18 protein-coding genes are annotated in these 21,333 nt (G+C 69.0%); 5 read left to right on the top strand and 13 right to left on the bottom strand.

The genetic code is table 11. From position 1 onward, the window contains the following. Positions 1 to 51: 51 nt before the first annotated feature. Both guaB and folD read right to left on the bottom strand, forming a co-directional pair. Positions 52 to 1,509: an IMP dehydrogenase gene (gene guaB / locus PG878_RS10015; protein WP_010342915.1), complete on the bottom strand. Its 1,458-nt coding sequence runs from the start codon at positions 1,507 to 1,509 to the stop codon at positions 52 to 54. A 237-nt stretch (positions 1,510 to 1,746) separates the two neighbouring features. Next, positions 1,747 to 2,658, bottom strand: coding sequence for a bifunctional methylenetetrahydrofolate dehydrogenase/methenyltetrahydrofolate cyclohydrolase FolD (gene folD, locus PG878_RS10010; protein ID WP_209031389.1), 912 nt, complete (start codon positions 2,656 to 2,658; stop codon positions 1,747 to 1,749). Positions 2,659 to 2,709: 51 nt separating this feature from the next. Here folD and PG878_RS10005 point away from each other — a divergent pair, with 51 nt between their 5' ends. Further along, on the top strand, positions 2,710 to 3,006 hold the full coding sequence (locus PG878_RS10005; protein ID WP_017913743.1) for a DUF1244 domain-containing protein: 297 nt from the start codon (positions 2,710 to 2,712) through the stop codon (positions 3,004 to 3,006). A 2-nt stretch (positions 3,007 to 3,008) separates the two neighbouring features. Continuing rightward, positions 3,009 to 3,782 carry an alpha/beta hydrolase gene (locus tag PG878_RS10000; RefSeq protein WP_209031388.1) on the top strand — a complete coding sequence of 258 codons (774 nt, stop codon included), beginning with the start codon at positions 3,009 to 3,011 and terminating at the stop codon, positions 3,780 to 3,782. A gap of 257 nt (positions 3,783 to 4,039) precedes the next feature. Here PG878_RS10000 and PG878_RS09995 read toward each other — a convergent pair whose 3' ends face one another. From PG878_RS09995 to ndk, 11 genes are all read right to left on the bottom strand, one after another. After that, entirely contained in the window at positions 4,040 to 5,887 is a 1,848-nt protein-coding gene (locus PG878_RS09995; protein ID WP_209031387.1) for a monovalent cation:proton antiporter-2 (CPA2) family protein, read from the bottom strand. 615 nt (positions 5,888 to 6,502) lie between these two features. Then, positions 6,503 to 7,639 carry a molybdopterin-synthase adenylyltransferase MoeB gene (gene moeB / locus PG878_RS09990; RefSeq protein ID WP_209031386.1) on the bottom strand — a complete coding sequence of 379 codons (1,137 nt, stop codon included), beginning with the start codon at positions 7,637 to 7,639 and terminating at the stop codon, positions 6,503 to 6,505. A 326-nt stretch (positions 7,640 to 7,965) separates the two neighbouring features. After that, complete coding sequence (locus tag PG878_RS09985) at positions 7,966 to 9,183, bottom strand: molybdopterin molybdotransferase MoeA (RefSeq protein WP_209031385.1); 1,218 nt, start codon at positions 9,181 to 9,183, stop codon at positions 7,966 to 7,968. Further along, positions 9,180 to 9,785, bottom strand: coding sequence for a molybdenum cofactor guanylyltransferase (mobA, locus tag PG878_RS09980; protein WP_209031384.1), 606 nt, complete (start codon positions 9,783 to 9,785; stop codon positions 9,180 to 9,182). Before mobA ends, PG878_RS09985 begins: the two co-directional genes overlap by 4 nt. 7 nt (positions 9,786 to 9,792) lie before the next feature. Continuing rightward, positions 9,793 to 11,190, bottom strand: coding sequence for a ribosome biogenesis GTPase Der (gene der / locus PG878_RS09975; protein WP_209031383.1), 1,398 nt, complete (start codon positions 11,188 to 11,190; stop codon positions 9,793 to 9,795). A gap of 18 nt (positions 11,191 to 11,208) precedes the next feature. Beyond that, complete coding sequence (gene bamB / locus PG878_RS09970) at positions 11,209 to 12,564, bottom strand: outer membrane protein assembly factor BamB (RefSeq protein WP_425611770.1); 1,356 nt, start codon at positions 12,562 to 12,564, stop codon at positions 11,209 to 11,211. Further along, complete coding sequence (locus tag PG878_RS09965; protein ID WP_209031382.1) at positions 12,564 to 13,202, bottom strand: YfgM family protein; 639 nt, start codon at positions 13,200 to 13,202, stop codon at positions 12,564 to 12,566. The genes bamB and PG878_RS09965 overlap by 1 nt, the downstream gene beginning before the upstream one ends. A gap of 64 nt (positions 13,203 to 13,266) precedes the next feature. Then, positions 13,267 to 14,139, bottom strand: a complete 873-nt coding sequence (locus tag PG878_RS09960) for a helix-turn-helix domain-containing protein (protein WP_209031381.1) — start codon at positions 14,137 to 14,139, stop codon at positions 13,267 to 13,269. Continuing rightward, positions 14,136 to 14,927, bottom strand: a complete 792-nt coding sequence (pilW, locus tag PG878_RS09955) for a type IV pilus biogenesis/stability protein PilW (RefSeq protein ID WP_209031469.1) — start codon at positions 14,925 to 14,927, stop codon at positions 14,136 to 14,138. Before pilW ends, PG878_RS09960 begins: the two co-directional genes overlap by 4 nt. Before the next feature lie 13 nt (positions 14,928 to 14,940). Further along, on the bottom strand, positions 14,941 to 16,146 hold the full coding sequence (gene rlmN, locus PG878_RS09950; protein ID WP_420009757.1) for a dual-specificity RNA methyltransferase RlmN: 1,206 nt from the start codon (positions 16,144 to 16,146) through the stop codon (positions 14,941 to 14,943). Positions 16,147 to 16,157: 11 nt separating this feature from the next. Beyond that, entirely contained in the window at positions 16,158 to 16,583 is a 426-nt protein-coding gene (gene ndk / locus PG878_RS09945; RefSeq protein WP_002812972.1) for a nucleoside-diphosphate kinase, read from the bottom strand. Positions 16,584 to 16,798: 215 nt separating this feature from the next. Here ndk and PG878_RS09940 point away from each other — a divergent pair, with 215 nt between their 5' ends. The 3 genes from PG878_RS09940 (at position 16,799) to PG878_RS09930 (ending at position 21,210) form a co-directional block, all read left to right on the top strand. After that, entirely contained in the window at positions 16,799 to 17,431 is a 633-nt protein-coding gene (locus tag PG878_RS09940) for a TetR/AcrR family transcriptional regulator (RefSeq protein ID WP_209031380.1), read from the top strand. Positions 17,432 to 17,465: 34 nt separating this feature from the next. Continuing rightward, a complete protein-coding gene (locus tag PG878_RS09935) occupies positions 17,466 to 19,838 on the top strand; it encodes a 3-hydroxyacyl-CoA dehydrogenase/enoyl-CoA hydratase family protein (protein ID WP_010342897.1) in 2,373 nt (790 codons plus the stop codon). A 166-nt stretch (positions 19,839 to 20,004) separates the two neighbouring features. Then, entirely contained in the window at positions 20,005 to 21,210 is a 1,206-nt protein-coding gene (locus PG878_RS09930; protein WP_010342896.1) for an acetyl-CoA C-acyltransferase, read from the top strand. Positions 21,211 to 21,333 lie beyond the last annotated feature (123 nt).

The following is a 21,333-nucleotide window of genomic DNA, read 5'->3' as shown; positions in this document are numbered from 1 at the left end:
GACGCTGGTTCATCGATTCCCGACTCCCGATTCCCCATTCCCGGATGGGCGTCAGCCCATCCTGTAGTTCGGCGGTTCCTTGGTGATCTGCACGTCGTGGACGTGGCTTTCGCGCTGGCCGGCGCCGGTGATGGTGACGAACTTCGGCTTGGTGCGCATCTCTTCGATGGTGGCGCAGCCCACATAGCCCATGGTCGCGCGCAGGCCGCCGATCAGCTGGTGGATGATGCCGCTCAGCGGGCCGCGGTACGGCACGCGGCCTTCGATGCCTTCCGGCACCAGCTTGTCGGCGTCGGAAGCGTCCTGGAAGTAACGGTCCTTGCTGCCCTTCTCCATCGCGCCCAGGCTGCCCATGCCGCGGTAGCTCTTGTAGCTGCGGCCCTGGAACAGTTCGACCTCGCCCGGGGCTTCCTCGGTGCCGGCGAACAGGCCGCCGACCATCACCGTGGAGGCGCCGGCGACCAGCGCCTTGCCGATGTCGCCGGAATAGCGGATGCCGCCGTCGGCGATCAGCGGGATACGGTCCTGCAGCGCCTCGGCGACCATGTCGATCGCGGTGATCTGCGGCACGCCGACACCGGCGACCACGCGCGTGGTGCAGATCGAGCCGGGGCCAACGCCGACCTTGACCGCATCGGCGCCAGCGTCCATCAGCGCCAACGCGGCGTCGCCGGTGACGATGTTGCCGCCGATCACCTGCAGCTGCGGGTAGGTCTTCTTGACCCAGGCCACGCGGTCGATGACGCCCTGCGAATGGCCGTGCGCGGTATCGACGATGACCACGTCCACACCGGCCGCGGCCAGCAGTTCGATACGCTGTTCGGTATCGCCGCCGACGCCCACCGCGGCGCCGACCAGCAGCCGCGTGGCGGCGTCCTTGGCGGCGTTGGGGTTGTCGGTCTTCTTCTGGATATCCTTGACCGTGATCAGGCCGCGCAGCTCGAAGCCGTCGTTGACCACCAGGATCTTCTCGATGCGATGGCGGTGCAGCAACTGCAGCACTTCCTCGTCGCTGGCGCCTTCGCGCACGGTGACCAGGCGATCCTTCTTGGTCATGATGTGGCGGACCGGATCGTCGAGCTTCTTCTCGAAGCGCATGTCGCGGCTGGTGACGATGCCGACCAGCTCGCTGCCGTCCACCACCGGCACGCCGGAGATGTTGCGGGCGCGGGTGAGTTTGAGCACCTCGCCGATGGTGGTCTCCGGACCGACCGTGAACGGCTCGGTGATGACGCCGGCCTCGAACTTCTTGACCTTGGCCACTTCGGCCGCCTGCTGCGCCGGGGTCAGGTTCTTGTGGATGATGCCGATGCCGCCGAGCTGGGCCATGGCCACCGCCAGGCGGTGCTCGGTGACCGTGTCCATCGCGGCCGATAGGATCGGCAGTTTCAGGCGCAGGTCGCGGGTCAGCCGGGTTTCCAGGCTGACGTCCTTGGGCAGGACGATCGAATGGGCGGGGACGAGCGAGACGTCGTCGTAGGTGAGAGCTTCAGCCTGGATGCGTAGCATCGGCGGACCCGAGTGTGGGGAAGCGCGGCATTTTAACGCATTTGGGGCGGGGATTGGGGATTCGGGAGTGGGGATTCGCTAAAGCGGTGCGTCGCGCGGCCGGGCCGTTTGCCTGTCTTTCAGCAGGCCGATCTCGACGCCTGCCGATCCCTGGAGCACCCCGAACAGGCCGGGCATGCGCTTTTGCTGTTGCCTTTAACGAATCCCGAATCCCACAGCCCCAATCCCGCGCAGCGTTCAACGCATCCCCAATCCCGAATCCCGAATCCCGGCCGCATCAGCGGCCTCGATCGTGTTCTGCATCAGCGTGGCCACGGTCATCGGCCCGACCCCGCCCGGCACCGGGGTGATCCAGCTGGCGCGCTGCGCCGCCGCGTCGAAGCCGACGTCGCCGACCAGGCGGCCATCGTCCAGGCGGTTGATGCCGACGTCGATCACCACCGCGCCCGGCTTGACCCACTCGCCCGGGATCAGCCCCGGGCGGCCCACCGCCACCACCAGGATGTCGGCGTCGCGCACCCGCGCCTGCAGCACCTCCGGCGGGGTGAACTTGTGGCAGCAGCTGACCGTGCAGCCGGCGATCAGCAGTTCCAGCGCCATCGGCCGGCCGACGTGGTTGCTGACGCCGACGATGGTGGCGTTGCGCCCGCGCACCGGCTGGTCGGTATGCGCCAGCAGGGTGACGATGCCGCGCGGCGTGCACGGGCGCAGGCCGAATTCGCGCAGCGCCAGGTGGCCGACGTTCTCGGGATGGAAGCCGTCCACGTCCTTGCGCGGATCGATGCGGTGGATCAGCCGGCTGGCATCGGGGATGCCCGGCAGCGGCAACTGCACCAGGATGCCGTGGATCTTGGGGTCGGCATTGAGCCGGTCGATCAGCGCCAGCAGGTCGGCTTCGCTGGTGCCGGCAGGCAGATCGTAGTCGAACGCCTCGATGCCGACCTTCTCGGCCGCGCGGCGCTTGTTGCGCACGTACACCGCCGAGGCCGGATCGCCGCCCACCAGCACCACCGCCAGCCCCGGCCGCGGCTGCCCGGCCGCCAGCCGTGCGTCGACCCGCGCCTTCAGCTCGTCGAGCAGGTCTTCGGCGATGCGCCGCCCGTCGAGGATGCGGGCCGGAACGGAGGGGACGGACGCGGAATCGGTCATCGGGGCGGGCGGGTGTAGAGTCGGGGGACGTCCATTGTCCCCGATTCCGCCATGACCGACACCACCCGCATCGAGGCCGCCGCCTTCCGCCGCCTGCTGCAGCACCTCAACCAGGACCGCCCCGACGTGCAGAACATCGACCTGATGATCCTGGCCGGGTTTTGCCGCAACTGCCTGGCCGACTGGTACCGCGAAGCCGCGGCCGCCGAAGGCGAGGACCTCAGCAAGGAGCAGGCGCGCGAGCGCGTCTACGGCATGCCGTTCGCCGACTGGAAGGCGCAGCACCAGGCCGAGGCCACTCCGGAGCAACTGGCCGCCTTCGCCGAGGCGCAGCGCAAGCACGGCTAGCGATGCTGCGCTACACCGCGATCGCGGCGACCATTCTGGCCGCGGCCTACCTGGTGGTCTGCGCCCTGCTCTACCTGGGCCAGCGCGACCTGCTGTATGTCCCGCAAGGCACGCGGGTGGCAGCGGCGCAGACCGATTTCGCGCTGCGGCGCGACGCGAACGTGGAGTTGCGCGGCTGGCAGGTCAATGCCGGCCGCGACAAGGTGCTGCTGTACTTCGGCGGCAATGCCGAGGATCTGCGTTTCGCACGCGCGCAACTGCAGGCCGCCCTGCCCGACCACAGCCTCTACCTGCTCGCCTACCGTGGCTACGGCGCCAGCGATGGCAAGCCCACCGAAGCGGCGTTGATCGGCGATGCCGTGGCGCTGTACGACCATGTGCACGCCGCGCAACCGCAGGCACAGATCGCGGCGATGGGACGCAGCCTGGGCAGCGGTGTGGCCAGCCAACTGGCGGCGCGCCGCGCGGTGGCGCGGCTGGTGCTGGTGACGCCGTTCGACAGCCTTGTGTCGGCGGCGCAGGCGCACTACCCGTGGGCGCCGGTGCGCTGGCTGCTGCGCGATCGCTACGACTCGGCGCGCGCCTTGCGCGACTACCGCGACCCGCTGCTGATCCTCCGCGCCGGCCGCGACCAGGTGGTGCCGCCACCCAGCACCGATGCCCTGCTCAAGGCCCTGCCGCAGCGCCCGACGGTGGTCGCCTTCGCGCAGGCCGACCACAACGACATCAGCGACGATCCGTGCTACATGCGTGCGCTGCAGGCGTTCCTGCGCTGAGGCGACAACGCTCGAACGGGGGTACTCAAGAGGTCATTGCGGGAGTCAACTGTCATGCAGCCGCGGCGCACGAAGTGGCGGGTGCATTCCGATGGCGCAATGCGTCGGGACTGAAGTCCCTCCCACAGTGCACCCGCCGCGCTCGCCGCAAGTCTCTGTGGGAGCGGCTCAGCCGCAACGGGCTTTACCGGTAATGCATCGTCGCGACCGACGTAGCTCCCACACGGGCACCGCGCATTCATGGTGCCGAGCTGTGGCTAATCGCCGCGACGCTGCTCGCCAGCCTCCGCCGGCACGCCTTCCGGATTCAGCGTGCGGCTCTCGCGCCGCGGCGGCGTGAACGGGGTCGGCGTGGGCACCACCGGGGTGATATTGCCGTACATCAGGCCCCTGCCGGCACGCACGTCGCCGGCGGCGATCTCCAGTTCCAGCCGCTCGGCATCGCGGCGTCGGATCTCGCGGGCGATGGAACGCGCCTCGCTCTCGTCCATGCCCAGTTCGATCAGCGCGGCCTGACCGAATTCCACCGCCGATTCGAAGGTCTCGCGGATGTGGTAGTCGACGCCGGCGGCGATCAGCTCCAGCGCGTGCTCGCGATCGTAGGAGCGCACCAGCAGCTTGGCCTGCGGAAACTCGGTGGTGGCCAGTTCGACGATGCGGTTGGCCGCCTCGCGATTGTCGACGCACACCGCGATGGCGCGGGCGCTGTGCGCGCCGGAGGCGTGCAGCACGTCCAGGCGGGTGCCGTCGCCGTAGTAGATCTTGAAGCCGAACTTGGCCGCGCTCTGGATCATCTCGATGTCGTTGTCGATGATGGTCACGTCCACGTCGCGCGCCAGCAGCGACTGGCTGGCGACTTGGCCGAAGCGCCCGAAACCGATGATCAGCACGCTGCCGGTGAGGCCGTCGGCCGCATCCACGCCTTCCATCGACGGCGCCTCCACTGGTGCCCAGCGCCGGTACAGCAGCACGAACAACGGGGTCAGCGCCATCGACAGCACCACGATGGCGGTCAGGTTGGCGTTGATCTGCGCGTCGATGACCCCGGCGCCGCTGGCCGCGGCGAACAGCACGAAGGCGAACTCGCCGCCCTGCGCCATCAGCACGCCGCGATCCAGCGCCTGCGCATGGCCGCTGCCGGTGAGCCGCGCGACCAGGTAGATGCACGCGGCCTTGGCAGCCATGAAGGCGAGCACACCGCTGAGGATCAGCGCCCAGTTGGCGGCCACCACCGCCAGGTTCAGCGCCATGCCAACACCGAGGAAGAACAGCCCCAACAGGATGCCGCGGAACGGTTCGATGTCGGCTTCGATCTGGTGGCGGAAGGTCGATTCGGACAACAGCACGCCGGCCAGGAACGCGCCCATCGCCATCGACAGCCCACCGAGTTGCATCAGCAGCGCCGCACCCAGCACCACCAGCAGGGCGGCCGCGGTCATCACCTCGCGCGCCTTGGCCGCGGCCAGCAGCCGGAACAGCGGGTTGAGCAGCCAGCGTCCGGCCGCCAGCAGGCCGACGATCGCCGCGGCGCCGACACCGATGCCGACCCAGCGCGACGGCGCCGAGGCATCCGCGGGGACCGGCGCCATCCAGGCCACCACCGCCAGCAACGGCACGATCAACAGGTCCTCGAACAGCAGGATCGCCACGATCTTCTGCCCGGCCGGCAAGGCGATGTCGCCGCGTTCGCCGAGCAACTGCATCACCACCGCGGTGGAAGTGAGGACGAAGCCGGAAGCGGCGATGAAGGCCACCGGCAGCGGGAACCCGAAGGCCAGGCCGACGCCGGTCAGCACGCTGGCGCAGACGATGATCTGCGCAGTGCCCAGGCCGAAGATCTGCTTGCGCAGGCTCCATAGATGCGATGGCCGCATTTCCAGGCCGATCACGAACAGGAACATGACCACGCCCAGTTCGGCGACGTGCAGGATCGCCTGCGGATCGGAGAACCACCCCAGGCCGAACGGCCCGATCGCCAGGCCGGCGGCGAGGTAGCCGAGCACCGATCCCAGGCCGAGCCGGCGAAACACCGGTACCGCCACCACGGCGGCGCCAAGCAGCGCCACCACCTTGATCAATTCGCTGCTGTCGGCTGGACTGGTCATGCGCCGATTCTACGCACAAGGCTGCAGTCTCCCCATGGCGCGGGATGCGAGGTGAGACGCGGTGCACTGCGTGCTGCGCGCAACGCGCCCCTCGCACGACATGCATTTGGTCGCAGGCCGGACAGTCAAAATCATGCGATCAACGCGCAGACCGCGTTTCCCTTCTCCCATCGGGAGAAGGTGCCCCGCAGGGGCGGATGAGGGTGCGGGCGCAGCGACGTACAGCGAAAGCCAGAGCAGCCTTGCATCGCGAGTCGCTGCGCGCCGCACCCTCACCCCAACCCCTCTCCCAGAGGGAGAGGGGCTTGAGCGGCGCGACACTGCGCCAGCCATCGAGACCCCGTTTCCCTTCTCCCACCGGGAGAAGGTGCCCCGAAGGGGCGGTTGAGGGTGCGGGCGCCGCAGCGTCCAACGACGGCTAGTGCAGCCAGACCTTGCGAGGCGCTTCGCGCCGTACCCTCACCCCAGCCCCTCTCCCGGAGGGAGAGGGGCTTGAGCGGCGCGACACTGCGTCAGCCATCGAGACCCCGCTTCCCTTCTCCCACCGGGAGAAGGTGCCCCGAAGGGGCGGATGAGGGTCCGGGTGCCGCCGCGAACAGCGACACCTAGTAGCAGCTAACCCTCAGCCCCGCAAAACTGCGCGTAGTCGATGTAGCCAGGGAACGGCCGCTCCGGCGCACACAAAGGACACTGCGGATCAGCGGACAGGCGGGTTTCGCGGAAGCGCATCGCCAGGGCGTCGAAGTGCAGCAGGCGGCCGCGCAGCGGTTCGCCGATCTCCAGCAACAGTTTCAGCACCTCGTTGGCCTGCAGCAGCCCGACGATGCCGGGCAGCACCCCGAGAACGCCAGCGTCGGCACAGTTCGGTGCGAACGCCGGCGGCGGCGGCTCCGGGAACAGGCAGCGGTAGCACGGCGCCTGTCCGCGTCGGCGCCCGGCGTCGAACACGCTGACCTGGCCCTCGAAGCGCTGCACCGCGCCGTACACCAGCGGCTTGCCCAGCTTCACGCAGGCGTCGTTGAGCAGATAGCGCGCAGGGAAATTGTCCGAGCCGTCCAGCACCACGTCCACATCCTGCAGCAGCCGCTCGACGTTGTCCGCGGTGACCCGCTCGCGCACCGCCTCCACCCGCACGCCCGGATTCAGCGCCCCCAGGCTGGCCGCAGCCGAGTCAACCTTGGCCTGGCCGATCCGCGCCTCGCCGTGCAGGATCTGCCGCTGCAGGTTGCTGCGCTCGACCACGTCGTCGTCGGCGATGCGCAACTGCCCCACCCCGGCCGCGGCCAGGTAGAAGCCCGCCGGCGAGCCCAGGCCGCCGGCGCCGACCAGCAGCACGCGCGCGGCCTGCAATCTGCGCTGCCCCTCGACCCCGACCTCGGGCAGACGCAGATGCCGCGAATAGCGGTCGAAGAAGTCTTCCTGCTCTGGTTCCAGCGACGGCCGCTGCAGCGGCAAGCCCTCGCGCTGCCAACGCGTCGTGCCGCCCAGCACCGAAGCGACCTGCGAGTAGCCGGCCTGCTCGAGGAACACGGCGGTGTCGTGCGAGCGCCTGCCGCTCTGGCAGATCAACAGCACCTCGGTGTCGGCGCCGAGATAGGCGGCCGGGTCGGCCTGCAACTGCGCGCTGGCCACGCCCTGCGCGCCGGCGGCCATGCCGGTGGCACGCTCGTGCTCCTCGCGGATGTCGATCAAGCGCGCGCCCTGCGCCTGCCGCGCCTGCGCCTGTGCGGGAGTCAGTTCTCGAATGCCCATGCGCGCATTATCGGCGCAAACCGGGCCGGCGTCCGCCGTCGGTGGCGCGATTCAAGGGTGCCTCCAATCACGACGGAAGCCTCCTGTGGGAGTCAACTGTCATGTAGCCGCGAGGAGCGAAGTCCAAAGCCGGCTGGCACCTTCATGCGTCGGGACTGAAGTCCCTCCCACACTGCGGCCTCCGACGAGGCTGGCACCGCAGCTGTGAGAGCGGTCTCAGCGGCGACGCGCTTAACCGCGAACGCCCCTCCGCGGCTGGCGCCATTCCCACGGGGCAACCTACATCCGCCTCGATGGTGGCGGATATTGGTGAGTGGGGGATGCCCTCAGTACGGCACCACCTCGACCACGTCGCCAGCCTGGAACTGGCGTGCGCCCTCCTCCAGCCGCAGCAGCACGTCGCTGTCGGCGGCGCCGCGCAGACGGTGCGAGCCGTCGGCGGGATTCGGTTCCGCCCACAGCTGGCCGTGCGCGTCGCAGCGCATGCGCCCGCGCAGGAATTCCAGCCGGTCGTGGCGCTTGTCCCAGCCGGCCGCCAGCCGCGCACGCCAGGCCCGGTGCGGTTCGCTGCGCCGCTGCAACGCATCCAGCAACGGCCGTCCGATCGCCAGGAAGGTCGCCAGTACCGACACCGGGTTGCCCGGCAAGCCCAGGAACAGGGCTCGATCCCACTCGCCGAACAGCAGCGGCATGCCCGGGCGCATGCGTACCTTCCAGAACAGGATGCGGCCGTGCTCGGCCAACAGCCGCGGCAGGTAGTCCTTCTCGCCGGCCGAGACGCCGCCGCAGGTCAGCACCACGTCGAACGCCGAGGCCGCATCGGCGAGCATGGCCTGGATGCGCTGCGGATCGTCCGGCAGGGTCGGCCAGGCGGTCGGCGCCAGGCCGAGCAGGCGCAGCTGCGCCATCAGCATGTCGCGGTTGCTGTTGTAGATTTGCCCTGGCTGCAACGGCAGGCCCGGCTCGACCAGTTCGTCGCCGGTGGCGAACACCGCCACGGTCGGCCGCGCCGCCACCGTCAGCTGGTCCACGCCCAAGGCCGCAGCCAGGCCGATCCGCGAGGGCGTCAGCAGCATGCCGGCCTCGAGCACGCGCTCGCCGGCACGCACGTCCTCGCCACGCGCGCGCACGTGCGCGCCAGCGGCGAGCCCGTCCGGCACCTGCACGAGGCCATCGCGCTCATGCACGTTCTCCTTGATCACCACCGTATCCGCCCCAGCCGGCAACGGCGCGCCGGTGGTCACGCGCAGGCACTCGCCGGGCGCGAGCGCCTGTTGCCGATCGGCGCCGGCGAACTGCTCGCCAGCCAGACGCAAGTCGGTCGACGCCCCCTGGCTCAGGTCGGCGTGGCGCAGCGCGAAACCGTCCATCGCGCTGTTGGCGAACGGCGGCAGGTCGATCGGCGCATCCAGCGGTTCGAGCAGGATGCGGCCATCGGCGCGCGACGCCGCCAGGCGCTCGCTGTTGACGGGACGGGCACGCGCAGCGGCAGCGACGATCGCCAGCGCGTCGGTGTAGGCGATCCGGGAGGGATAGTCGGTCATGGTGGCGGCAGGATACCCGCTGCGGCCAGATCCTGCGGCGTGTTCAGATTGCCCAGCACGATCTCGGGCAACGCCACCGACAGCATCCGCAGGCGCTGCTGCAAGGCCCGCGGCGCATACCGGCCCGCCGCCAGCGCCTCCGCCAGCGCCGGGCGCAGCGCGGCCACCCGGTACAGCGCCACCAACGGCTGCGCGCCGGCGGCATCCTCGACCCAGGCGCCGTCATGGTCCGTAGCGGCTGCCACCAGCATGGCAGTCAGGTCCGGCGGCAGCCGGCACAGGTCAACCGGCACAGTCAGCAGCCAGGGCGTGGCGCAGGCGGCGGCGAGTGCATCCAATCCGGCGATCGGCCCCAGCGAACGTTCGGCGTCGGGCGGCGCCGCGACCCGGTCCGGAACTGCCTGCAGGCCGATGGCGGCATAGCGCGGCAAGCTGCGGTTGGCGCTGACCAGGACCGCGGACACCTGCGGCGCCAATGCCTGCACCAGCCATTGCACCTGCGCCTGCCCGCCGCGTTGCAGCCAGGCCTTGTCGCATCCGCCCAGCCGCTGCGCGCGGCCACCGGCGAGAATGCCGAGGGTGATCGCGCGCCGTGCGTCCATCGTGCGGCTACTTGCCGCGGACGTGCTTCATCAGGCGCCGCTTCTTGGCGATCTGACGCTCGGTCAGCACGTTCTTCTTGCCTTCGTACGGGTTGGCGCCTTCGCGGAACATGAAGCGCACCGGCGTGCCGACCAGCTTGAAGCGCTTGCGGAAGAAGTTCTCCAGATAGCGCTTGTACGACTCCGGCAGCACCTTCAGGCGCGTGCCATGGACAATGAAGGTCGGCGGATTGCTGCCGCCCGGATGCACGTAGCGCAGCTTGGAGACGTGGCCGCGGATGCTCGGCGGCGGATTGCTCTCGTAGGCGATTTCCAGCGCCTGGTTGACTTCGCTGGTGCTGAACTCGCGCACCGCCGAGGCGTGCGCGCGATGGATCGCCTGGAACAGTTCGCGCAGGCCCGAGCCATGCTTGGCGGAGATGCGCACCGCCTCGGCCCAACTGACGAAGCCGAGCTTGCGCGACAGCAGGTCTTCGGCCTGGGCGCGCTGGTAGTCGCTCTGTCCGTCCCACTTGTTGATCGCCACCACCAGGGCGCGGCCGGCGTCGAGGATCGCGCCGAGCACGGTCGCGTCCTGGTCGGTCACGCCTTCGCCAGCATCGAGCATCAGCACCGCCACCTGGCACTGCTCGATCGCCTGCAGCGTCTTGAACGCACTGAACTTCTCCACCGCCTCCTCGACGCGGCCGCGGCGGCGCAGGCCGGCGGTGTCGATCAGCCGGTACAGGCGGCCGTCGCGCTCCAGGTCCACCGCGATCGAGTCGCGGGTAGTCCCCGGAACCTCGGAGGCGATCATGCGCTCTTCGCCCAGCAGGCGATTGACCAGGGTCGACTTGCCGACGTTCGGGCGGCCGACGAAGGCGATGCGCATGCGCGCCGGGTCGGTGTCCAGGGTCTCGCCGGCGCCCTCCTCCGGCAGTCGCTCCAGGACTTCCTCGAGCAGGTCGTCGATACCATGACGGTGCGCGGCGGAGACCGCGATGGCGTCGCCGAGGCCATAGCGCGCGAACTCGGCGCGGACCTGGTCCTCGTCGGTGCCGTCGATCTTGTTGATCAGCAGCAGGGTCGGCCGCGCCAGCTTGCGCAGCCAGGCCAGGATCTCGTCGTCGAGCGCGGACGAGCCCTCGCGGCCATCGACCACGAACAGGATCAGGTCGGCCTCGCCGGCCGCGGCGCGCGCCTGCTCGGCGGTGGCGCCGGCCAGGCCTTCCTCTTCGCCGGAGATGCCACCGGTATCGACGATCACGAACGGGGTGTCCGGCTGCAGCCGGCATACCCCGTAGTGGCGATCGCGGGTGACGCCGGGCTGGTCGTGGACCAGCGCGTCACGGCTGCGCGTCAGCGCATTGAACAGCGTGGACTTGCCGACATTCGGCCGTCCAACCAGGGCGACCAGCGGCAGCATCGCGACATCCTTCTCTTGTTATTGACCCAACCGGAACGCGGTCAGGTCGCCTTTCGTGTTCTGCATCAGCAGGATCCCGTCCGCGACCACCGGCTGCGCCACCAGCGGCTTGCGCCCGACCCGCTCGCGCGCGGCGAACTCGCCGTTGTCGAGCCGCAGCCAGTGCAGATAACCCTTGTAGTCGCCGACCACGGCGTAATCGCCCTGGATCGCCACGCCGGTCAGCGAGCGGCGCGCCAGCCCCGGCTGCGACCACATCGCCGATCCGGAGGCCTTGTCCAGCGCCCACACGGTGCCGGCGTTGTCGGCCACCACCACGTTGCCGGAACTCACGCCGACACCGCCGGCGCCACCATGATCGCGGTTCCACAGCGGGCGACCGCTCGGGCCTTCCAGCGCCACGGTCTGGTTCTTGAAGCTGGTCGCGTACAGCGTGGTGCCGTCGAGCACCGGGGCGCCGTCGACGTCGGCCATGCGCTCCAGTTCGGTACGGCCTTCCGGCGTGCCGATGGTCTGCTCCCACAGCACGCGGCCGTCCTGCATCGCCAGCGCGGCCAGGGTGCCGTCGTCGTTGCCGATGAACAGCACGCCCGGACCCGCCACCACCGGCGCGTTGCCGCGCACGGTCAGGCTCGGCAGTTCCTGCGCATTGAACCAGCGCTGCTGGCCGGTGGCCGCATCGAAGGCGGTGGTGCGGCCGTCGTTGCTGCGCACGAAGACCATGTTCTGCGCGATCACCGGCGCGGCGATCACCTCATTGGGCACCTTGGCACGCCACTTCTCGGTGCCGTTGCTGGCATCGAGCGCGATCACGGCGCCATCCAGCGCACCGACGACGACCAGGCCGTCGCCCACGCCGGGGCCGCCGGCAAAGCGCGGCAGCGGACGCTTCTTCTCGAGCCGCTTGCGCTCCTTGGCCTGCTGCTTCTCGTTGCGCAGACGCTGCTTGTAGGCGGCGCGCTCGTCCTTGGACAGGTTCTTGCCGGACTCGCTCTCGACCTGGCTCTTCGGCTGGTCCTCGGCCTGCGACAGCTGCTGCTTGCGCGCCTGCTTGGCGTCGTATTCCCAAATGGTCTTGCCGGTCTGCAGATCCAGCGCGTACACCGTGCCGGAGGTCGCGGCCGCATACACCTTGCCGTCGGCCACCACCGGGCGCTGGCGCACGCCGATCTGGCGCTCGCCCTTGCCGGCGTCGGTGGACCACAGCTTCACCACCTTAACCGACGGGGTGAACTTCACCAGTTCGGCCGGCTCGGCGGCCTTCTTGGCGGCCGCATCCTTGCCGGCGAACCAGCCCTTGACGGTGGTGCAGCCCGACAAGGCCAGACCCAGCAGGGCCACGGTGGCGACACGCTTGAACATGACTACCTTCATCAGATCGGCTCCGCGGCATTCGGCACGCTGCCGCCCGCATCCATCAATTTCGTTTCGACCACGCGCCGCTGCGGCGAGGCCACGTCCAGACCGGTCAGCGCCTTGGCGTACGCATCGCGCGCCGCGTCGCGCTTGCCCTGCGCGATCAGCGCATCGCCGCGAATCTCCAGACCCTGCGAATCGGTGGCCGAGACCACCAGCGACAGTGCGTCCTGCGGCTTGCCGCCGGAAATCAGCAACCGCGCCACGCGATGGTCGACCAGCACCTTCATTTCGCCGTCGGCCTTGAGCGCGCGCAGCGTGGTCAACGCGGCGTCGGCCTTGCCGGCATCGACCTGCGCCTTGGCCAGGCGCAGCGCCGCCAGTTCGGCGTAGATGTTGGTCGAGCCCTGCTGCAGTTCGGCCATGTCCTTGGCCGCCTTGTCCAGCTGATTGGCCTGGATGCTCTTGAGCACCGCTTCGTAGCGGGTATTGGCCTGGGCCAGATCGTTGGACCGCTGCTTGGTCCACCACTGCCAGCCGATGATCGCGCCAAGGCCCAGGACGATGCCGCCGATCAGGCCGGCGCCGTTCTTCCTGAGCCAAGTGCGGACGCGTTCGCTTTGTTCGTGCTCGTCGAGCAGGTCGTCAATCGCCATGCGTACTCTCGCCCCGCCGCTGCGACGGGACATGAAATGTTGAAGATGAGGAACCGCGCCGCCGTCACTCGGAGGCGGGCACCACGGAACCGTCAGAGGATACCGCAAAGCGCGCCACGTTCGCGCGCCTGAACGGGGTCAGATCCACGGTACTCCCGGATTGCTGAACCTGGACCGCGGAGGCATTGCCCAGCACCACGCGTCCGACCTGCCCCGGCGCATACGTGCGGGTCTCGCCGGCCTTCAGCAGCGCCTTCTCGAGGGGCGTGCCGTCGGGTGCGAGGATCTGCACCCAGCTGTCGCCCTGGAACGACAGGCTCAGGCTGTTCTTCTCCGGCTCCGCCGCCGGACGCGGCATCGGCGTCAGCGACGCGATGTACGGCGCGGCGCTTGGCGCCGGACGCGTGGCCGCCGGCGCGGCCGGGACCGACGCAGCGACCCCGTTGGCCGGCGTCGCCGTCGCAGCAGCGGTCGTACCCGGCGTGCCCGGCACCACATCCAGCGAGGCGGTGCTGGGGCCGTTGTCGTCGGCGAAATGGCTGCGGGTGGCGTACCACACCGGCACCGCCAGTCCCGCGGTGATCACCACGTAGACCATGCGCCGCGTGGCGCTCTCGAGCATGCGCCGCAACGGCGGCGTATGCGTGTGGCTGATCAATTCGACCGGCTGCACCGGCGCGATCTGCGCGGTCTGCAGCAACGGCTCCAGATCGACGCCGAGCAGGCGCGCATAGCTGCGCAACTGCCCACGGACGAACACCGGCGCGCCGAGGCGCTGCCACTGCTCCGACTCGAGTGCCTGCACCACATGCACCGGCATGCGCAGTCGGCTGCCGACGTCGTCGATGCTCAGGCCCGCCGCTTCGCGCGCTTCGCGGAGCTGTTGCCCGCAGCCTTTGGCGCCATCGAAAGCGTTCGGATTGGAATCACTGATCACAATGCACTAGCCCCGGGTGTCGTGGTCGCGGCGTCGGGAAACTCCTTGCGCAACCGCTGTTGGTAACGGCCGGCGGCAGCCTTGTCGCCCAGCCTTTGCTCAATCTGAATAGCAAGTTGTAACACGGAAGCGGTGGCAGGCGCAGCCGCCAGACGCCGCTCGGCGAAGGCGCGCGCCTCGAAAAAGCGCCCGTTCGCGACCTCGTTGCGGGCCATCGCCTCGAGCGCGTACGCGTTGTCCGGGTCCAGATCCAGCGCCTTGCGCAGGTCGCGTTCGCCGCGCTCGCGCTGGCCGACCTGCAAGGCGCAGCCGCCGGCGTTGGCCAGCGCCGAGGCCGGCGTGGCGTAGTCCTGCAGCGCGAGCGCGCGGTCGAACCAGGCCAGCGACTCCGCCGGCGAGCCGTTCGCGCACAGCCAGGCGCCGTAGTTGTTCAAGGTCGCACCGTTGCTCGGCGCCAGCTCGGCGGCCTTGCGGTAGTACCCGCCGGCGGTCGCGGCATCGCCGCGGCGATCGGCGAGCACCGCCAGCACGGTCAGCGCGTCCACCGAGTTCGGGTCCAGCGCCAACGCCTTGCGCGCATGCGTCTGCGCGGCCTCCAGGTCGCCGGAGGCGAGCCCGTTGGCGGCCAGGCCCAATTGTTCCTGCAAGGCCACCCGCGCCTTCACCGCACGGTTGTCGCGGAAGGAATACTGCGGCTGCACCTGCTCGCTGGTGCGCACCGTGCCGGTCTTGGCCGCGATCCAGTTGCAGCCCGGCAAGGCCAGCACTGCGATCGCCACCAGCGCCAGGGAACGCCCTTGACTACGCCGCCGCATCCCGATCCGCCCGCGTCTGCAATTCGCGCTTGAACTCGGCCTGGCGACGGGTGCGGTCCATGACCTGCCCCTTGAGCTGCCCGCAGGCCGCATCGATGTCGTCGCCGCGCGTGCGCCGCACCATGGTCAGCACCTGCGCGTCCAGCAGGATCTTCTGGAACGCGCGGATCTCGGTCTCGCCGGAGCGCTCGTAGCGCGTGCCCGGGAACGGATTGAACGGGATCAGGTTGACCTTGCCGGCATTCGACGCCTGCACCGCGTTGTCGAACTGGCGCATCAGCCGCGCCAGTTGCCGCGCGTGTTCGGGCTGGTCGTTGATCCCCTTCATCAGGGTGTATTCGAAAGTCACCGACTCGCGACGCTTGTTGGCGCGCAGATAGCGCGCACAGGCCGCCATCAGCTCGGCGATCGGGTACTTCTTGTTGAGCGGGACCAGGGTCTCGCGCAGCGCGTCGTTGGGCGCGTGCAGCGATACCGCCAGCGACACGTCGCTCTCGCTGGACAGGCGGTCGATCTGCGGCACCAGGCCCGAGGTGGACAGGGTCACGCGCTTGTTGGCCAGGCCATAGCCCAGGTCGTCGCGCATCACGCTCATCGCGCGCACGACGTTGTCGAAATTCATCAGCGGCTCGCCCATGCCCATCATCACCACGTTGGTGAGGCGGCGCATCTGGTGCGGCACGTTGCCCAGATGCCGCGCCGCCACCCACACCTGGCCGATGATCTCAGCAGTGGAGAGGTTGCGGTTGAAGCCCTGGGTGGCGGTGGAGCAGAACGTGCAGTTGAGGCCGCAACCGACCTGCGAGGACACGCACAGCGTGCCGCGGGTCTTGTCGGGGATGTACACGGTCTCGATCGCGTTCTTGCCGTCCACGCCCATCGCCAGCAGCCACTTGTGGGTGCCGTCGGCGGAAGGCTTGTCGAACACGATGTTGGGGACGACGACCTCGGCATGCTGCTGCAGCTTGGCGCGCAGCGCCTTGCCGAGATCGGTCATCTGGTCGAAGTCGGTGACGTAGCGGTGGTGGATCCACTTCATCACCTGGTGGGCACGGTAGCGCGCTTCGCCGAGGGTCTCGGCGAAGAAGCGCTCCAGCCCCTCGCGATCGAGGTCGAGCAGATTCTGCTTGGCCGCCGCGCCGCTCCGCACGGGATCGGCGATGGCCAAGGGAGGATGGACGACCTCGTTCACGACGACCTCGCTTAGCGCGAAACCACTTCGGTGGCGGCGAAGAAATACGCCACTTCGTTGGCGGCGTTCTCGACCGAATCCGAGCCGTGCGCGGCGTTGGCGTCGATCGAATCGGCGAAGTCGGCGCGGATGGTGCCCGGCGCGGCGTCCTTCGGGTTGGTGGCGCCCAGCAGGTCGCGGTGCGCGGCCACGGCGTTCTCGCCTTCCAGCGCCTGGATCATCACCGGGCCGGAGATCATGAACTCGACCAGCGCGTTGAAGAACGGACGCTCGCGGTGCACGGCGTAGAAGCCCTCGGCCTCGCGGCGCGAAAGCTGCTTGTACTTGGCGGCCACGACCTTCAGGCCGGCCTTCTCGAAGCGCGAGTAGATTTCGCCGATGACGTTCTTGGCGACGGCATCGGGCTTGATGATGGACAGGGTGCGCTCCAGCGCCATGGAAAGTTCTCCGTTGGGCGGGCCACTGAAGGCCCGAGGTTAACATGAAAAAAACCCGCGTCAAAACGCGGGCTTAGCCAGAATTGCGATGGACAATTCTATCCAATCGGCGCCGGCTTTGCACGGCCGCGCCTGAATCGTGCTGCAAAGCAGCATGACGCCCTCCCCGCCCGGGCCTAGACTCAAACAATCGTTTGATTGATTCTGGCGGCCGCATGGCAAAGCAAGCGCACTTTTCGACCAAGGACCGCATCCTCAGCGCGGCCGAGGAACTGTTCGCGCAGCACGGCTTTTCCGGCACTTCGCTGCGCCAGGTCACCAGCCAGGCCGACGTCAACATCGCCGCGGTGAACTACCACTTCGGGTCCAAGGAAAACCTGGTCAACGAGGTGTTCCGGCGGCGCATGGACGAAATGACCGCCGCGCGCATGGCGCAGCTGGAGGCCGCGCAGCGGCAGCATCCCGGCCAGCTCGGCCCGGTGCTGGCCGCCTTCGTCGAGCCGGCCCTGGCGATGGCCCAGGAGCGGCAGAGCGGCGGCGCCTTCGTGCGGGTGATCGCCCGCGCCTACGCCGAGAACAACGACAGCCTGCGCCAGTTCCTGTCCGACCACTATGGTCACGTGCTGCGCGAGTTCGGCAAGGCCATCGCCGCCTGCGTGCCCGGGCTGAGCAAGCAGGAACTGTACTGGCGCCTGGACTTCCTCGCCGGCGCCCTGACCTACGCCATGGCCGACTTCGGCCTGATCAAGCGCCCCGCCGGCGTCAGCGAGGGCGCGCACCGCGCCCTCGCCGCCCGCGAACTCATCCGTTTCGCCGAAGCCGGCTTCCTCGCCCACTCGGCTCCCTGATCCCGCAAACGTTGACCCACAGAGGCTGATCGCTATGTCCAATCCCCTGCTAGTCCGCCGTGCCGCCGTCCTGGGCGCGGGCGTGATGGGCGCGCAGATCGCTGCGCACCTGACCAACGCCGGCGTCGACACCGTGCTGTTCGATCTTCCCGCCAAGGAAGGCCCCGCCGATGGCGTGGTGCTCAAGGCGATCGCCAACCTGACCAAGCTCAGCCCGGCGCCGCTGGCCAGCACCGCGCTGGCCGAGGCCATCACCCCGGCCAACTACGACTCCGGCCTGGAGCAGTTGCGCGGCTGCGACCTGATCATCGAAGCCATCGCCGAGCGCATGGACTGGAAACAGGACCTGTACAAGAAGATCGCGCCGTTCGTGGCCGACCATGCGGTCCTGGCCTCCAACACCTCCGGCCTGGGCATCAACGCCCTGTCCGACGTGTTGCCGGAACAGCTGCGCCACCGTTTCTGCGGCGTGCACTTCTTCAATCCGCCGCGCTACATGCACCTGGCCGAACTGATCCCGGCCAAGCACACCGAGCCGGCCGTGCTGGAAGGCCTGGAAAGCTTCCTGGTCACCACCCTGGGCAAGGGTGTGGTCTACGCCAAGGACACTCCGAACTTCATCGGCAACCGCATCGGCGTGTTCTCGATCCTGTCCACCATCCACCACACCGAGCAGTTCGGCCTGGGCTTCGACGAGGTCGACGGCCTCACCGGCCCGCTGGTCGGCCGCCCGAAGTCGGCGACCTACCGCACCTCCGACGTGGTCGGTCTGGACACCATGGCGCACGTCATCAAGACCATGGGCGACACCCTGCCGAACGATCCTTGGCATGCCTTCTTCAAGGCGCCGAAGTGGCTGGAGGCGCTGATCGGCAAGGGCGCGCTGGGCCAGAAGACCGGCGCCGGCATCTTCCGCAAGGTCGGCAAGGACATCGTGGTGCTGGACCTGCAGAAGCAGGACTACCGCCCGGCCGACCGTGCCGCCGCGCCGGAGGTGGTCGAGATCCTGAAGATCAAGAACCCGGCCGAGAAGTTCGCCAAGCTGCGCGAGAGCCAGCATCCGCAGGCGCAGTTCCTGTGGGCGACCTTCCGCGACCTGTTCCACTACAGCGCCTACCATCTGGCCGACATCGCCGAGACTGCGCGCGACGTGGACCTGGCGATCCGCTGGGGCTACGGCTGGGCGCTGGGTCCGTTCGAGACCTGGCAGGCGGCCGGCTGGAAGCAGGTCGCGCAGTGGATCGCCGACGACATCGCCGCCGGCAAGAGCATGAGCAGCGCGCCGCTGCCGAACTGGGTGTTCGACGGCCGCGACGGCGTGCACGCCGCCGAAGGCTCGTACAGCCCGGCGCGCGACGCCAAGCTGCCGCGCTCGGCGCTGCCGGTGTACAAGCGCCAGCGCTTCCCCGATCCGCTGCTGGGCGAGAAGTTCGCGCAGGGCGAGACCGTGTTCGAGAACGACGGCCTGCGCATGTGGCACGACGGCGACGACATCGCCGTGGTCAGCTTCAAGACCAAGATGAACACCGTCTCGGACCAGGTGCTGGACGGCCTGCAGGAGGCGGTGGGCCGCGCCGAGAAGGACTTCAAGGGCCTGGTGCTGTGGCAGCACAAGGAGCCGTTCTCCGCCGGCGCCGACCTGGCCGGCGCGCTGGGCCTGCTGCAGGCCGGCAAGGTCGATGCGTTCGAGGCGATGGTCGCCAACTTCCAGGCCACCAGCCAGCGCATCAAGTATTCGCTGGTGCCGGTGGTCGCGGCGGTGCGCGGCCTGGCCCTGGGCGGCGGCTGCGAGTTCCAGATGCACAGCGCCAAGACCGTGGCGGCGCTGGAGAGCTACATCGGCCTGGTCGAGGCCGGCGTGGGCCTGCTGCCGGCCGGCGGTGGCCTCAAGGAGATCGCGGTGCGCGCGGCGCAGGCCGCGGGCCCGGGCGGCGACGTGTTCGCCGAACTGAAGAAGACCTTCGAAACCGTCGCCATGGCCAAGGTCTCCACCTCGGCGGTCAACGCCAAGGAACTGGGCCTGCTGCGCGGCACCGACAAGGTGGTGTTCAACAGCTACGAATCGCTGTACATCGCCAAGGCCGAGGCGCGCGCCCTGGCCGAGGGCGGCTACCGCCCGCCGCTGCCGGCGCGCCGCATCCAGGTCGCCGGCGACGTCGGCATCGCCACCTTCAAGATGCTGCTGGTCAACATGCTGGAAGGCCGGTTCATCAGCGAGTACGACTACGAGATCGCCACCCGCATCGCCACCGTGCTGTGCGGCGGCGAAGTCGACCGCGGCGCGCTGGTGGACGAGGAATGGCTGCTCAAGCTCGAGCGCAAGCACTTCGTCGAACTGGCCCAGCAGGAAAAGACCCAGGCGCGCATCGGGCACATGCTCAAGACGGGTAAGCCACTCAGGAACTGAGATTCGGGAGTCGGGATTGGGGATTCGTTACGGCGGATTTCCAATCCCTGATGCCACCCTCGCCTCCCACCCTTTATCAGCCGGGCAAAAAAGCATTCGACGCCGGGATCCGCTCTGACGAATCCCGAATCCCGAATCCCCAATCCCGGCTTTCGGAGAAAGCCAAATGAGCAAACAGATCCAGGAAGCCTACATCGTCGCCGCCACCCGTACCCCGGTCGGCAAGGCGCCCAAGGGCATGTTCCGCAACACCCGTCCCGACGACATGCTGGCGCACGTGCTGCGCGCGGTGGTGGCGCAGGCGCCGGGGATCGACACCTCGCGCATCGACGACGCGATCATCGGCTGCGCCATGCCCGAGGGCGAGCAAGGCATGAACGTGGCGCGCATCGGCGTGCTGCTGGCCGGCCTGCCGAACTCGGTGGCCGGGCAGACCATCAACCGCTTCTGCTCCTCGGGCATCCAGGCGGTGGCGCTGGCCGCCGACCAGATCCGCCTGGGCAACGCCGACCTGATGCTGGCCGGCGGCACCGAATCGATGTCGATGGTGCCGATGATGGGCAACAAGGTCGCGCTGTCGCCGAGCGTGTTCGCCGACGACCACGTCGCCATCGCCTACGGCATGGGCATCACCGCCGAGAAGGTGGCCGAGGAGTGGAAGGTGTCGCGCGAGGACCAGGACGCCTTCGCCCTCGCCTCGCACCAGAAGGCCATCGCCGCGATCGCCGCCGGCGAGTTCCGCGACGAGATCAGCCCCTACGAGATCGTCTCGCACCAGCCCGACCTGGCCGGCAACGTCATCGCCCTGCGCAAGAAGCTGGTCGACACCGACGAAGGCCCGCGCCCGGACAGCTCGATCGAAGGCCTGGCCAAGCTGCGCCCGGTGTTCCGCAACGGCCAGTTCGGCGGCAGCGTCACCGCCGGCAACTCCTCGCAGATGAGCGACGGCGCCGGTGCGGTGCTGCTGGCCTCCGAGCAGGCGATCAAGGACTACGGGCTGACCCCGCTGGCCCGCTTCGTCAGCTTCTCGGTCGCCGGCGTGCGCCCGGAAGTGATGGGCATCGGTCCGATCGAGGCGATTCCGAAGGCGCTCAAGCAGGCCGGCCTGAGCAAGGACCAACTGGACTGGATCGAACTCAACGAGGCCTTCGCCGCGCAGTCGCTGGCGGTGATCCGCGACAGCGGCCTGGACCCGTCCAAGGTCAACCCGCTGGGCGGCGCCATCGCCCTGGGCCATCCGCTCGGCGCCACCGGCGCGATCCGCACCGCGACCCTGGTGCACGGCCTGCGCCGGCACAAGCAGAAGTACGGCATGGTCACCATGTGCATCGGCACCGGCATGGGCGCCGCGGGCATCATCGAGGCGCTGTAAGCGCGGCAGCGCCCTGCCCTCAGCCACCTTCTCCCAAACGGGACAATAGCCCCTCTCCCACCGGGAGAGGGGTTGGGGTGAGGGTCCGGCATCAAGCGTTGCCGCACAGAGCAGCGCAAAAAA

Origin of the sequence: Xanthomonas hawaiiensis, from assembly GCF_031834635.1 — a bacterium.
Taxonomy (GTDB): domain Bacteria; phylum Pseudomonadota; class Gammaproteobacteria; order Xanthomonadales; family Xanthomonadaceae; genus Xanthomonas_A; species Xanthomonas_A sacchari.
The sequence above is the reverse complement of the archived record's forward strand: the minus strand, read 5'-3'. Positions and strand labels throughout refer to the sequence as shown.